Origin of the sequence: Halomonas sp. S3-1-1, from assembly GCF_023757625.1 — a bacterium.
GTDB lineage: Bacteria > Pseudomonadota > Gammaproteobacteria > Pseudomonadales > Halomonadaceae > Vreelandella.
The window spans coordinates 41,360-54,769 of the sequence record NZ_JALGBZ010000006.1 but is presented as its reverse complement, the minus strand read 5'-3'; the positions used below and the strand labels follow the sequence as shown (position 1 = coordinate 54,769).

The 13,410-nt window shown below is 61.6% G+C and carries 14 protein-coding genes and 1 pseudogene; 10 read left to right on the top strand and 5 right to left on the bottom strand.

Annotated features, from left to right (window positions below; all coding sequences use genetic code 11):
* Positions 1-58: 58 nt before the first annotated feature.
* The 4 genes from msrC to MQW23_RS16105 all read right to left on the bottom strand — a co-directional run bounded on the left by msrC (position 59) and on the right by MQW23_RS16105 (position 3,294).
* Positions 59-538 (bottom strand): free L-methionine (R)-S-oxide reductase MsrC, encoded by a 480-nt coding sequence (gene msrC, locus MQW23_RS16120; protein ID WP_252109416.1) that lies wholly within the window; start codon positions 536-538, stop codon positions 59-61.
* Between the two features lie 126 nt (positions 539-664).
* Positions 665-1,459, bottom strand: a complete 795-nt coding sequence (locus MQW23_RS16115; protein ID WP_252109231.1) for a MetQ/NlpA family ABC transporter substrate-binding protein — start codon at positions 1,457-1,459, stop codon at positions 665-667.
* A 157-nt stretch (positions 1,460-1,616) separates the two neighbouring features.
* A complete protein-coding gene (locus MQW23_RS16110) occupies positions 1,617-2,270 on the bottom strand; it encodes a methionine ABC transporter permease (RefSeq protein ID WP_252109230.1) in 654 nt (217 codons plus the stop codon).
* Complete coding sequence (locus MQW23_RS16105; protein ID WP_252109229.1) at positions 2,251-3,294, bottom strand: methionine ABC transporter ATP-binding protein; 1,044 nt, start codon at positions 3,292-3,294, stop codon at positions 2,251-2,253. The genes MQW23_RS16110 and MQW23_RS16105 overlap by 20 nt, the downstream gene beginning before the upstream one ends.
* Positions 3,295-3,705: 411 nt before the next feature.
* Here MQW23_RS16105 and MQW23_RS16100 point away from each other — a divergent pair, with 411 nt between their 5' ends.
* The 10 genes and pseudogenes from MQW23_RS16100 to moaE all read left to right on the top strand — a co-directional run bounded on the left by MQW23_RS16100 (position 3,706) and on the right by moaE (position 11,569).
* A complete protein-coding gene (locus MQW23_RS16100) occupies positions 3,706-4,326 on the top strand; it encodes a riboflavin synthase subunit alpha (RefSeq protein ID WP_252109228.1) in 621 nt (206 codons plus the stop codon).
* A 218-nt stretch (positions 4,327-4,544) separates the two neighbouring features.
* Complete coding sequence (locus MQW23_RS16095) at positions 4,545-5,843, top strand: NCS2 family permease (RefSeq protein ID WP_252109227.1); 1,299 nt, start codon at positions 4,545-4,547, stop codon at positions 5,841-5,843.
* 38 nt (positions 5,844-5,881) lie between these two features.
* Entirely contained in the window at positions 5,882-6,427 is a 546-nt protein-coding gene (locus tag MQW23_RS16090) for an adenine phosphoribosyltransferase (protein ID WP_252109226.1), read from the top strand.
* 7 nt (positions 6,428-6,434) lie between these two features.
* Entirely contained in the window at positions 6,435-6,914 is a 480-nt protein-coding gene (gpt, locus tag MQW23_RS16085; protein WP_252109225.1) for a xanthine phosphoribosyltransferase, read from the top strand.
* Between the two features lie 6 nt (positions 6,915-6,920).
* On the top strand, positions 6,921-7,604 hold the full coding sequence (ung, locus tag MQW23_RS16080; protein WP_252109224.1) for a uracil-DNA glycosylase: 684 nt from the start codon (positions 6,921-6,923) through the stop codon (positions 7,602-7,604).
* 80 nt (positions 7,605-7,684) lie between these two features.
* Complete coding sequence (gene upp, locus MQW23_RS16075; RefSeq protein ID WP_252109223.1) at positions 7,685-8,314, top strand: uracil phosphoribosyltransferase; 630 nt, start codon at positions 7,685-7,687, stop codon at positions 8,312-8,314.
* A 132-nt stretch (positions 8,315-8,446) separates the two neighbouring features.
* Complete coding sequence (locus MQW23_RS16070; protein WP_252109222.1) at positions 8,447-9,676, top strand: uracil-xanthine permease family protein; 1,230 nt, start codon at positions 8,447-8,449, stop codon at positions 9,674-9,676.
* A 6-nt stretch (positions 9,677-9,682) separates the two neighbouring features.
* A pseudogene (mobB, locus tag MQW23_RS16065) lies at positions 9,683-10,213 on the top strand (molybdopterin-guanine dinucleotide biosynthesis protein B); the annotation flags it as partial.
* A 60-nt stretch (positions 10,214-10,273) separates the two neighbouring features.
* On the top strand, positions 10,274-11,068 hold the full coding sequence (gene moaC, locus MQW23_RS16060; protein ID WP_252109415.1) for a cyclic pyranopterin monophosphate synthase MoaC: 795 nt from the start codon (positions 10,274-10,276) through the stop codon (positions 11,066-11,068).
* Positions 11,069-11,569, top strand: coding sequence for a molybdopterin synthase catalytic subunit MoaE (moaE, locus tag MQW23_RS16055; protein WP_252109221.1), 501 nt, complete (start codon positions 11,069-11,071; stop codon positions 11,567-11,569).
* A gap of 24 nt (positions 11,570-11,593) precedes the next feature.
* On the opposite strand, the gene MQW23_RS16050 is transcribed toward moaE, so the two are convergent.
* Positions 11,594-13,177, bottom strand: a complete 1,584-nt coding sequence (locus tag MQW23_RS16050) for a ribonuclease J (RefSeq protein WP_252109414.1) — start codon at positions 13,175-13,177, stop codon at positions 11,594-11,596.
* Positions 13,178-13,410 lie beyond the last annotated feature (233 nt).

The window sequence follows — 13,410 nt, the reverse complement described above, 5'->3', positions numbered from 1 at the left end:
ATTCAAAAACGCCCCGGCCTTTAGGTCGGGGCGTTTTGCGTTGCGAGAAATAAATCCGTCAAGCCACGCCGCTGGGAAGGTGTAGGTCGGTGCGGGCAATGAACGTAGCGACCAGCGCCTCGATGCCAGCCTGATCCTCCTGGCTAAAGCGCGCGGGCTCAGGGCTGTCGATATCGAGTACGCCCCACACTTTGCCATCGACCACGATAGGGACGACCAGCTCCGCGTTCGAAGCCGCGTCGCAGGCGATATGATCGGCCACGGCGTGCACGTCGTCGACCCGTTGAGTCGTTTGAGTGCGCGCCGCCGCCCCGCATACGCCCTTGTCGAAAGGAATCGGATGACAGGCGGGTTTGCCCTGGAAAGCGCCCAGATGCAGTACCTGTGGCGAGCGCTGCTGGTAAAAGCCCACCCAGTTGAGAGAGGCGAGCGACTGCATGAGAAACGCGCTGGTTTGGGCGCTGTTGGTCAGCCAGTCGCGCGTATCGAGCAGCGCCTCGAGCTGGCGATTCAAAAGGGCGTAGTCGACGTTTGGCATGGTTCCAGCGTTTGGCGTTGCTTCAGCGTTAGACATGGTCACCTCGTAAGAACCAGAAACAGAAAAGCCGGCCATAGGGCCGGCCTGTCAGACCCGGCGATGTCGCCGGGCGCCTTGAGATAAGCGTTACTCGGTCCAGCCGGGTACCGCACCGCCCTGGAAGAGCTCCTCGGCTTTTTCGATCACTTCGTCGCGCTGGTAGGCATCGACGATCTGCTGGATCTCCTCGCGCTCTTCGTCGCCGCTGCGTACCGCGATCAGGTTGACGTAGGGCGACTCTGCGCCTTCACGCACTAGCGCGTCGTCCAGGTTAAGGCCTGCCGGCTGGGCGAACGTGTTGTTGATGAACGCCATGTCGACGTCCGGCAGGATGCGCGGCAGCTGGGCGGCTTCGATCTCGCGGAAGCGGAAGTCGCGCGGGTTTTCGGCGATGTCGATCGGCGTCGCTTCCAGGTTTTCCGGATCGTTGAGCGTGATCAGGCCTTCGTTATGCATCAGGATCAGCGCGCGACCTTCGTTGGTCGGATCGTTGGGCAGCGCGATCTGGGCACCGTCCGGCAGCTCGTCTAGGCTATCGTACTTCTCCGAGTAGGCGCCGATCGGGTAGACGAAGGTGTAGCCGGCGGCGACCAGATCGTAGCCGCGGTCGCTGTTCATCGTTTCCAGGTAGGGCTCGTGTTGGTAGGCGTTGGCGTCGAGGCTGCCATCGGCCAGCGCCACGTTCGGGGTGACGAAATCGGTGAACTCGACGATTTCGACGTCCAGGTTGTACTCTTCCTTGGCGATGCGCGCGGCGACCTGCATCACTTCGGTTTCCGGGCCGGCCACGGTACCCATCTTGATGCTTTTGGCTTCTTCTGCATGGGCAACGTTGATTGCCAGGGCCAGCGCGGTCAAACCGCCGAGTAGCTGCTTTTGCATGATGTCTCTCCTGTGAATGGTCGTATCGGTGTCGACGTGACCGGTATTATAGCAATAAAAAGCCGGCCCATAATGCTTTCGAGTTATATATGTGCCGCGCCGGCGGATTTCAAGGTGCTGTTTAAAAGTGCTGTTTCAAAGTGCTATTTACAGCCCGTTATTTACGGTCGCTCTTGCGCACCAGATAGTCGCCCAGACTCTGAAAGCCCTGCACCATGACCACCAGCACCACCACCGTGATCAGCATGATGGTGGGGTTGAAGCGATTGTAGCCGTAGCGAATGCCCAAATCCCCCAGCCCGCCGCCGCCGACCGCGCCGGCCATGGCGGAGTAGCTCACCAGCGTCACCACGGTAATGGTGAGACCAGTGATGATGCCGCCGCGCGCCTCGGGGATCAGCACCTTGCAGATGATCTGCCAGGGCGTGGCGCCCATCGCCTGGGCAGATTCGACCAGCCCAGGTGAGATTTCGTTGAGTGCGCCTTCGATCAGGCGTGCCACGAACGGGATCGCCGCGATGGTCAGCGGCACCGAGGCGGCGTTGATGCCGATCGAAGTGCCCACCAGCATCCGCGTGAAAGGAATGATGGCGACCATCAAAATGATGAATGGAATCGAGCGGCCGATGTTGGTGACAAGGCTCAACACCTGGTTGAGTACCGGCATTGCCAGTATCTGGCGCGGGCGGGTCACGTAGAGCAGCACGCCCAGCGGCAGGCCTAAAAGCGTGGCGATGACCCCGGAGACCGCGACCATATAGAGCGTATCGAGGGTGGCCTGCAGAACAAGATCAAACATCGCGCTGGACATAGCCTAGTACCTCTACCTGTAGTTGATGCGCCTGAAGATACGCCATGGCTTGCTGGGTCTGCTCGGGGCTTCCTAAAAGCTCGGCGATCATCAGCCCTAGCGTGCGCTCCTGAATGGATTCGACCTTGGCCTGCAGAATACTGACGTCGACGCTGCACTCGCGGGCGAGGCGTGAAATGAGCGGCGTGGAAACCGCATCACCCGAGAATGTCAGTCGCACGACCGGATGGCTCTGCGGCCCCTGGGTGTCGGAGAGCCTGGCGATCAGCTCCTTGGGTGGGCTGAGCTGCAAGAAGTCGTTGAGAAACTCGCGCCCGAGCTGGGTAGTTGGGGCGGTGAAGAAGTCGCCGACGTCGGCGTCCTCGACCAGCTCGCCGCCGGAAATCAGGCTGACCCGGTGGCAGATCGACTTCACCACCTCCATCTCGTGGGTGATCAGCAAAATCGTGATGCCGAGCGTTTGGTTGATGTCGCGCAGAAGCTCGAGAATCGAGCTGGTGGTTTGCGGGTCGAGCGCCGATGTCGCCTCGTCGCACAAAAGTACCTGGGGGTTGCTCGCAAGCGCTCGGGCGATCGCCACGCGCTGCTTCTGGCCGCCGGAGAGTTGGGCGGGGTACATGCGAGCCTTATCGGCCAGACCCACCATGTCCAAAAGCGGCGTCACGCGGGCTTTGATATCGGCGCGCTTTTGGCCCATCAGCTCCAGCGGCAAGGCGACGTTGTCGAAGACCGTGCGCGTGGTCAGCAGGTTGAAGTGCTGAAAAATCATGCCGATGCGGTGGCGGGTCCGGTTGAGCTCGCGCCGATTGAGCGTGGTAATCTCGCGGCCATCGAGCGAAACGCGGCCTTCGCTGGGGCGCTCGAGCAGGTTGACGCAGCGAATCAGCGTCGATTTGCCGGCGCCGGAAAGCCCGATCACGCCGTGAATGGCGCCCTTGGGAACGGTGAGATTGACGTTTTTGAGGGCGTGGACCGCGCGGGGTCCGCTGCCAAAGGTTTTACTGACGTTACTAAGTTCGATCATGGCGTCTGCCTTTACGTGAGGCCGAAGACGGGAAGGGGCGGGGCTAAAACAAAAAAGCCACCCCGGACGGGTGGCCATCAACGCTGGACACTCCCTTTTAGCTGCACTTCACCGCCGTTGGCTGGTGGACGCCCGCAATCCGGGTATAAATCGGCGTCTATCGTCGTTGCGGCGAAAGTCTAAATAGGCCCCGACAGGTTGTCAATGTAGACCGGGTACCGGGCGATGACCGACAAAATCGGTTGCGATCGACGCACCGACAAGCGTTTTGAGTGCCTTTATCGCGCATTCTGGAGAAAGGACGCTATCGCCAACAATCGATGCAATCGCACTTTGGCCTTGCCGGCTTAAAAAGCGATAATGACGCTTTGATCCCGACCCTTGATGGTCGGGCGCCAATCAGGGGGAGTGATGTTTACAGGTATCGTGCAGGGAGTCGCTCGCGTGGTCGAAGTGCGCGAGCTCGAGGAGTTTCGAACCCACGTGGTAACGCTCGAAGCGCCGCTCAATGAGGGGCTCGAACTCGGGGCATCGGTATCGCACAACGGCGTGTGTTTGACCGTGACCGCGATCGACGGCGAGCGGGTCAGCTTCGATCTGATGCGCGAGACGCTCAGGCTGACCAATCTTGGTGCGCTCGAGGTGGGCGACTGCGTTAATATAGAGCGCGCCGCGCGCTTTGGTGATGAGATTGGCGGTCATTCGATGTCCGGCCACATCATTAGCATGGCGGATGTGGTCGCCATCGATGAAGCGCCCAATAACCGCCGACTCTGGTTTTCGCTGCCCGTAGCGCTTGGCCGTTTCGTCTTCGAGAAGGGCTATATCGGCGTCGACGGTATCAGTCTCACCGTGGGCGACGTGCGTCCGGCCGGCGACCGCGTCGAGTTCAGCGTCAACCTGATTCCCGAAACCCTTGAGCGCACGGTATTGGGTGAGCGCCTGCCGGGGTCTTGGGTGAACATCGAAATCGACCCGCAAACCCAGGTGATCGTCGAAACCGTCGAGCGGGTGCTGGCAGCGCGGACGTAAGGCCGTAGTGGCTCAGGGCGCGCAATAGAGTGGTCGTATCGAAGGCCGGGTTTGACCGAACGGTTAATGGATGGCCTGAAGCTTGCTAGACAGTGAGTGACAACATAATGGCGGGCTTGCCCGCACTCATGAGCGGCGCACTACCGGCTCGCATCGGTTTGGGGCTTTCGGTAGACTGTGCGGCTTTTCTTGGCAAAGGGCGCAGGGAACATAACGATATGAAGGGTCTGGATAACTATTTCAAGCTCACTGAGCAAAACACCAGTGTCAAAACCGAGGTGATTGCGGGCATCACCACGTTTTTGACCATGGCCTACATTATCTTCGTCAACCCGAGCATTCTGTCGGAAGCGGGGATGGACTACGGCGCGGTGTTCGTGGCGACCTGTATTGCCGCTGCCATCGGCTGTTTCGTGATGGGGCTCTGGGCCAATTACCCCATTGCGCAAGCGCCGGGCATGGGCCTTAACGCCTTCTTTACCTACGGCGTGGTGCTGGGAATGGGCTACACCTGGGAGGCGGCGCTCGGCGCGGTGTTCCTGTCGGGCTTGACCTTCTTTTTGCTGAGTATCTTCAAAATTCGCGAGTGGATCATCAACTCCATTCCCATGTCGTTGCGCCTGGGCATCGCGGCGGGGATCGGGCTGTTTTTGGCCATGATCGCGCTGAAAAACGCTGGTATCGTCGTGGAGAACCCGGCAACGCTGGTGTCGCTGGGCGATTTGACTCAGCCGCCGGCCATTTACGCGATGGTGGGCTTTTTCGTCATCACCGCACTTGCGTACCGAAACGTCACCGGCGCGGTGATGATCGGTATTCTCGGCGTGACCGTGGTGTCGATGCTGCTGGGCCATAACCAGTACGGTGGGCTGATGTCGATGCCGCCGTCCATCGCGCCAACCTTTATGGCGATGGATCTTGCGGGCGCGCTGGACGTGGCGATGCTCAGCGTTATCTTCGCCTTTCTGTTCGTCGATTTGTTCGACACCTCCGGCACCTTGGTCGGCGTTGCCCACCGCGGCAAGCTGTTGGACAAGGACGGCAAGCTTCCGCGCATTGGACGCGCGATGATGGCGGACAGCACCGCCTCCATGTCCGGCGCTGTGCTCGGCACCTCGACCACCACGAGCTACATCGAATCCACCGCGGGCATCGCCTCCGGCGGGCGCACGGGCCTCACCGCCGTGGTGGTCGGCGTGCTGTTTTTGATCAGCCTGTTCTTCGCCCCGCTTGCTGGCTCCATTCCGGCCTATGCTACCGCTGGCGCGCTTTTGTACGTAGCGGTGCTGATGGCGGGAAGCCTGGCCCACGCCAACTGGGAAGACGCCACCGACGCCGCCCCGGTGCTGATCGCCGCGCTCGCCATGCCGCTGACGTTCTCCATCGCCGACGGGATCGCCCTTGGGTTCATCAGCTTCGTTGGCATCAAAACGCTCTCCGGGCGCTTTGCGGATCTCAATCCGGCGGTGGTCGTGCTGGGGCTTCTGTTCGCAGTTAAATTCTTCTTTTTCGGCTAGGCTCGCGCCTGGCCTTTTACCAACCCATGAGAGACGCGATGAGCATCTACGGCGACTACATCAAGTCCGTTATTCGCACGGTTCCCGACTGGCCTGAACAGGGCGTCAATTTTCGCGACATTACCCCTTTGCTGCAAAACAGCTCGGCCTTTCGTAAACTGATCGATAGCTTCGTACACCGCTATCAGGACATGGATCTGGATGCCATCGCGGCGATCGATGCGCGCGGCTTCATCATCGGCGCGCCGCTGGCCTACGAGCTTGGCTGCAGCTTCGTACCGGTGCGCAAGAAGGGCAAACTGCCGTTCAAGACCATTAGTGAAACCTACACGCTGGAGTACGGTCACTCCGAAGTAGAGCTTCACGCCGATGCCTTCGAACAGCAGGATCGCATTTTGCTGATGGACGATCTGATCGCCACCGGTGGCACCATGCTTGCCGCCGCCAATTTGATCCAAAGAAGCGGCGGTCAGGTCGTTGAAACCTCGACCATCATCGATCTGCCGGAGCTTGGCGGCTCGCAAAAGATTCGCGACGCGGGCTTTAGCGTGTTCGCAGTATGTTCCTTCAACGAAGACGAGTGACGCCCCCATGAGCAGCGAACGCTACCATCAGCATTTTACGGTGTCCTGGGATCAGCTTCACCGCGACGTGCGCGCCCTGTGCCACCAGCTCATCGAGCGCGACTTCAAGGGCATCGTTGCGATTACTCGGGGCGGGCTGATTCCGGCCGCGCTGATCGCCCGCGAGCTCAACATCCGACTGATCGATACGGTCTGCATCAAAAGCTATGACCACATGGATCAGGGCGGACTTGGCGTATTGAAAGGCGTCGATCATGACGGCGACGGCTGGCTTCTGGTCGACGACCTGGTCGATACCGGCAAGACCGCTCGCGCGGTGCGCGAAATGCTCCCCAAGGCGCACTTCGTCACCATTTACGCCAAGCCTGACGGACGCCCGCTGGTCGATCAATACCTGACCGAAGTCGGCCAAAACTGCTGGATCCAGTTTCCTTGGGACATGGGCGTTGCCTATGTCGAGCCGCTCGCCGACCAAATCAAAAAGTGAGATGAGATGACCGACCCTTTACCGAAAGAGTGGAGTCAGTGGCTGGGCCAGGAGTTCCAGGCCGATTACATGGCCTCGCTCAAGGCGTTTTTGGCCGAAGAGAAAGCGGCGAAAAAGGTGATCTACCCGCACTCGTCGAACTGGTTTCGCGCCTTCGAGCTTACGCCGCTTTCTCAGGTAAAGGTCGTCATTTTGGGTCAGGACCCGTATCACGGGCCCAACCAGGCCCACGGGCTCTGCTTTTCGGTCATGCCCGGGGTGCCGGCGCCGCCATCGCTGGTCAATATCTATAAAGAGCTTGAAAGCGATGTCGGCTTCACCCCGGTCAATCACGGGTTTCTCGAGGCCTGGGCCAAACAGGGCGTGCTGCTTTTGAACACTGCGCTGACCGTCGAGCGCGGAAACGCCGCCTCGCACCGCGGCAAGGGGTGGGAAGGCTTTACTGACGCGGCGATCAAAACGGTGAGTGAACACGCCGAGCCTTGCGTTTTCCTGCTGTGGGGTAGCCACGCGCGGCAGAAGAAAGCGCTGATAGATCAGTCGCGGCATTTGATTCTGGAATCGCCGCACCCGTCGCCGCTGTCGGCCCATCGTGGCTTTCTGGGTAATCGGCACTTTTCCCAAGCCAACCGTTTTCTGGAAGAGCAGGGGCGCGCGCCGATCACCTGGCAATTGCCCGCGACCCCTTAACCTTGTTCCCGGTTGCGGGTAGAATAGCGCGCAATTTTGCGCCGGCCGGGCGCTTTTAAACCCTGCAGTGAGGTAGTTCCATGAGTGTTTACGCCATTAATCATCCGCTCGTCCAGCACAAGTTGGGCCTCATGCGGGAAGGGGGTCTGAGCACCAAGAGCTTTCGCGAACTGGCAGGGGAAGTAGCCAAACTGCTGACCTACGAAGCGACCAAGGATCTCGAGATCGAGGACCACGAGATCGAGGGCTGGAACGGCGAGCGCATCAAGACCCAGCGCTTGAAAGGAAAGAAGGTCACCGTCGTGCCGATTCTTCGCGCAGGCCTTGGCATGCTCGAAGGCGTCACCGACCTGATCCCCAGCGCTCGTGTCAGCGTGGTCGGGCTTTATCGCGATGAAGAGACGCTCCAGCCGGTGCCCTATTTTTCCAAGTTCGCCAACGACATCGAAGAGCGCATGGCGATCGTCATCGACCCGATGCTCGCCACCGGCGGCTCGATGATCGCCACGCTCGACATGCTGCGCGAGCGCGGCTGTGAAAGCATGAAAGTGATCGTGCTGGTCGCTGCACCGGAAGGGATCGAGCGCGTGCGCGAGGCGCACCCGGATATCGATATCTACACCGCCTCCGTCGATGAGCGCCTGGACGAGAACGGCTATATCGTGCCTGGGCTGGGCGACGCCGGCGACAAGATCTTCGGAACGCGCTGATCGCGTTTCATACCATGCCCCTTGCGCTTTGCGCCGGGGGCTTTTTTTTGGATGGCGACCGCACGCCGCCCTACGCTGCACACGAAAACGCCGGTGCCCGTCGGGTGCCACGAGTACCTTAAGGAACGTGATATGAGTACCGCTTCATCCCGTGAGTCCTGGCCCAGAACGCTTCTGACCGGCGCGCAGATGCTCTTCGTTGCCTTTGGCGCGCTGGTGCTGGTGCCGCTTTTGACAGGCCTGGATCCGAGCGTGGCGCTGTTTACCGCTGGCGTCGGCACGCTGGTTTTTCACGGCGTGACCCGTCAAAGCGTGCCGGTATTTCTGGCGTCATCCTTTGCCTTCATTGCGCCGATTCAGGGCTCGATTGCCCACTTTGGCGTACCGGCGACGCTGGGGGGGCTGATTGCTGCGGGCCTGGTTTATACCGTTATCTCGCAAATCGTTCGATTAAAAGGGGTGGGGTGGCTGAATCGATTGCTGCCGCCGGTCGTGGTGGGGCCGGTAATCATGGTGATCGGCCTTGCTCTGGCGCCAACGGCGGTCAGTATGGCAGTGGGGGATACCAGCGATAACATTGGCTACGGTCAGGCGATCTTTCTCTCCATGGCGAGCCTTTTCGTCACCCTGATGCTGGCGGTATTCGGCCGCGGGCTTCTGCGCCTGGTGCCGATCATGGGCGGGGTCGTCACCGGCTATACGCTGGCGCTGATCATGGGTCTGGTCGATTTCACGCCCATCCGCGAGGCGGCTTGGCTGTCGGTGCCGGCCTTCACCGCGCCGAGCTTTCATTGGGCAGCGATTCTGTTCATGATTCCTGTCGCGATCGCCCCGGCGGTCGAGCATATCGGCGACATGGTGGCGATCGGCTCGGTCACGCGGCAAAACTATCTGGAAAAGCCCGGCCTGCACCGCACGCTATTGGGTGACGGCCTGGCCACCATGGTAGCAGCGCTGTTTGGTGGCCCGCCCAACACGACCTACTCGGAAGTCACCGGCGCCGTGACGCTCACCCGCGCGTTCAACCCGATCTACATGATCGTCGCCGCGGTGTTGGCGATTGTGCTGGCTTTCATCAGCAAGCTCGGCGCGCTGTTGCTGACCATTCCCGGCCCGGTCATGGGCGGTATAATGACGCTGCTGTTCGGCTCGATCGCGGTGGTGGGCATGAACACCCTGGTGCGCGCCGGGCAGTCGCTGACTGAGCCGCGCAATCTGGTCGTTGTGTCGTTGATCCTGGTCTTCGGCATCGGCGGTATGCAGTTTGGTGGCGGGCAGTTCACCCTTCAGGGCGTTAGCCTGGCCGCGCTGGTCGGCATCGTGCTCAACGCCATTCTTCCCCCGGAAAAAGAGCTCGCCTAGGCGGGCATGGAGAGGCTCTTGCAACCCAACGATGCGCCGTTTCCGGTGTTGGGCGTGGCGGCCTGGAGCGGAACGGGCAAGACGACGCTTCTGACCGAGCTCTTGCCGCGGCTCAAACAGGCCGGTTTGAGCGTGGGCGTGATCAAGCACGCCCATCACGCCTTCGATATCGACAAGCCCGGCAAGGATAGCTACCGGCTTCGCGAAGCCGGCGCCGCGCCGATGCTGGTGGCATCAAACCAGCGCTTCGCGCTGATGCAGGAGACGCCGGCGCAGGCACTAGACGACCAGGAGGGGCCGGATCTTGCCCACCTGCTGTCACTGATGGCGGCGCACGCCCCGGACCTGGTGATCGTCGAAGGCTTCAAGGCCTGGCCGCTTTCAAAGCTCGTGCTCTACCGCGATGGCATTGGCGAGTCGTCGATTTTGCAAAGCGATAACGTGGCGGCGGTGGCGCTCAAGGGCGAGGCCGACGGGGGCCTTGACGCTTCTATCCCGCGGCTAAACCTTGATAACATCGACGAGATCGCGCGCTGGGTGCTCGAATGGACCCGCGCGCACCGTGACGAGGGCACCGCAATGACCAAGGGTAACGACATGCAGCTGACGCATCTGAACGCCCAGGGCGAAGCCAATATGGTGGATATCGCCGATAAAGAGGAGTCCCGCCGGGAAGCGGTGGCGTCGGGGCGCATCGTCATGGCGCCGGCTACGCTCAAACTCTTGAGCGACGGCGAGCTTCCCAAGGGAGACGTGCTGGCCACGGCGCGCATTGCCGGTATTCAGGCGGCCAAGCGCACCGCTGAGCTGATTCCGCTGTGTCACTCGCTTTCGCTTAGCAAGGTGAGCGTCGACTTTTCGCTCGATTTCGAAAACGGTGCGGTCAACGTCGAGGCACTTTGCCGGCTCAGCGGGCGTACCGGTGTCGAAATGGAGGCGCTGACCGCCGTGTCGGTGGCGTGCCTGACGCTTTACGACATGTGCAAGGCGGTCGACAAGGAAATGCGCATCGAAGCAATCCAGCTCGAAAGCAAGCAGGGTGGGGTGCGCGGCGACTACCGGCGCCAGCAGGGGCCGATCGTCACCGGCGAGGGCAACCCGGGCGAGGTGAGCGTAGGCGAGCGCTGCGCCGTATCGCCCTGCGTGCGGGTCAAGTTTCTGGCCGAGCTGCGCGAGCAGGTCGGCGAAAGCGATCTATCGCTGTCGCTGACCGAGCTTGATAGCCGCGACGTGGACGGGCTCAAGGCGTACTTGAAGGCTCGCGATGCGCGGTTTTCCGCACTGGCGGACAAGCGCACGCTCTGCGCCGTCAATCAGGTGATGGCCAACGATAGCGCGCCGATCACCGATAAGGATGAGATCGCCTTTTTCCCGCCGGTCACCGGAGGCTGAATGCAGACGCCATCACGGGATCAAGCGCTAGCGCCAGGCCCGGAGACACCGCCTATTCACATTCGCGTGCAGCACGAGGCCTTCGCCCTCAATGAGGGCTACGAAGCGCTCATCGAGCATCGACAGGATGTGGGGGCGCTGGTGAGCTTCACCGGGCTCGTGCGCGACTTCAACGAAACGCCGGAGGTCACGGGGCTAACCCTGGAGCACTATCCGGGCATGACCGAACAAGCGCTCACCGATATCGCGGTGGAGGCCGCTTCGCGCTGGGTGCTCCAAGGCGTGGTAATCGTGCACCGGGTTGGGCAGCTGCTCCCGGGGGATCCGATCGTACGGGTGGTGGTTGCAAGCGCCCATCGGCGCGACGCCTTCAACGCCTGCGACTTCATTATGGATATTCTCAAGACTCGCGCGCCTTTCTGGAAAAAGGAGCATTCGCGCCAGGGCGATTACTGGGTGAAGGAGCGCACAAGCGACGTTGACGACGCCGCGCGCTGGTAGAAGGTGGAAGATGGGCTACCCGGCTCAGGCGCCGGGCGGCTCGGTCGCCATGATCTGAAGGTGCACCTCCGGCAGGTGCTGGCAGTGGTTGCCCAGCCAGTGAACCAGCCCCGGCGTCAGCGCTTCTCTGAGCTCGGCGAGGGTGTCGACTTCGATCTCGTCGAGCCGCTCGTCGAGCCAGTCGCTAAAGCTCTCTTCGTCGATGGGGCTGGCGCCGCTGGCGTCGAGCATCAAACGGCCGATACGCTGCCAGCCGGTCTCAGAAGCGCACACCGGTAGCGCCAGAAACAGCGTGCCGCGCCGCGCGCCGCTCGAGTGGCCATCCGCAAGGCCTGGGTGGGGCGTGACGCTGTTTTGATCCACCACCTGGGGCAGCTGCGGATGGCGCGCCTCGACGCGTAACCCTTCGTTGTCCAGGCACAGCATATCGCCGTTGACCGGCGCCAGCGGCGCCTTGATACCGAGCTCTTCCGCAAGCGCCTGGTGCGCCTGCTGGTGCACCGTTTCGCCGTGAACTGGCAAGAGTGCGGCGGGCCGGACCCAACGATAAAGCGTTTTGAGCTCCTCCTGGGCGGGGTGGCCGGTGGCGTGAAGCTCCGGGTGGTTGTTCTCGTCGAAAAGCTGTACGCCGAGCTGGGTGAAGCGCTTTTTGAGCGCCGCGATCGGGCGCTCGTTGCCGGGAATCGCCTTGGCGGAGAAAATCACGTTATCTCCAGCTTCCAGGTCCATGAACGGGTGGCGCCCCTGGGCCAAGCGCTGCAGCGCGGCGCGCGGCTCGCCCTGGCTACCGGTGGCGATCACCACGACTTCGTCTGGCGGCAGATAGCCCAGATCCTGAGGCGGCACCAGCGGCGGGAAGTCGTCGAGATAGCCAAGGCCGCGGGCCACGCCCACCATGCGCTCCATCGAGCGTCCCATCAGGCTCACCCGGCGCCCGCTTTGGGCCGCCGCTTGGCCGATCGCCCACACCCTGGCCAGGTTGCTGGCAAAGCAGGAGACCACCACACGCCCGCGGCACGCCTTTAGCGTTTGCGTCAGCGCGTTGGCGACCGCGCCTTCGCTGCCGGCACTTCCCGGAAGCGGCGCGTTGGTCGAATCACCCACCACCAGATCCAGCGGCGCCAGCGCCTGAAAGTGCGCCGGGTTGACGCTCGGGCCGATCAGCGGCGTCGGGTCGAGCTTCCAGTCGCCGGTGTGCAATACCCGGTAGCCGCCGGCGAGCATCATGATCGCGCAGCTCTCGGGAATCGAGTGGGTCATCAGCAGATAGCGTAGCGTGAACGGGCCTTCTTCCAGGGCATCGTTGGGCTCGATCACGCGAATCGCGGCGCTGGAAAGATTGTGTTCGGCAAACTTGTGGCGGAGTAACCCGGCGGCCAAGGGGGTGGCGTAGATCGGGCACTGCCATTTGGGCCAAAGCCAGGCGACCGCACCGATATGATCCTCGTGGCCGTGCGTAATGTAGAGCGCTTTAGGCGTAATCTCGAGTTCGGCCAACGTAGCGGTGCTGGGTACCTGCAGCGGGGCGCTGGGAAGGTCCTGGCGAATCATCATGCCGCAATCAATGGCGATCCAGTGACCATCGAAACCATAAAGCGTCAGGTTCATTCCTATTTCACCGCAGCCGCCAAGCGGCAAGATGCGCAGGGGCGGGCGGCGGCGGGGTCGAAGTTGAACGCGAGATGGATCCATTGATTTTGAACAGCCTGAAAAGTAAGACTTTAACTATACGGTAAGGCGGGGGCGGCTAACAATCCTGACAGTGTTCCCGATCGTCGCTTGCGCTACACTAACGCCCCCAAGGCCTAAACGGCCCTTGACGACCCCGTCGGGTCGCGTCT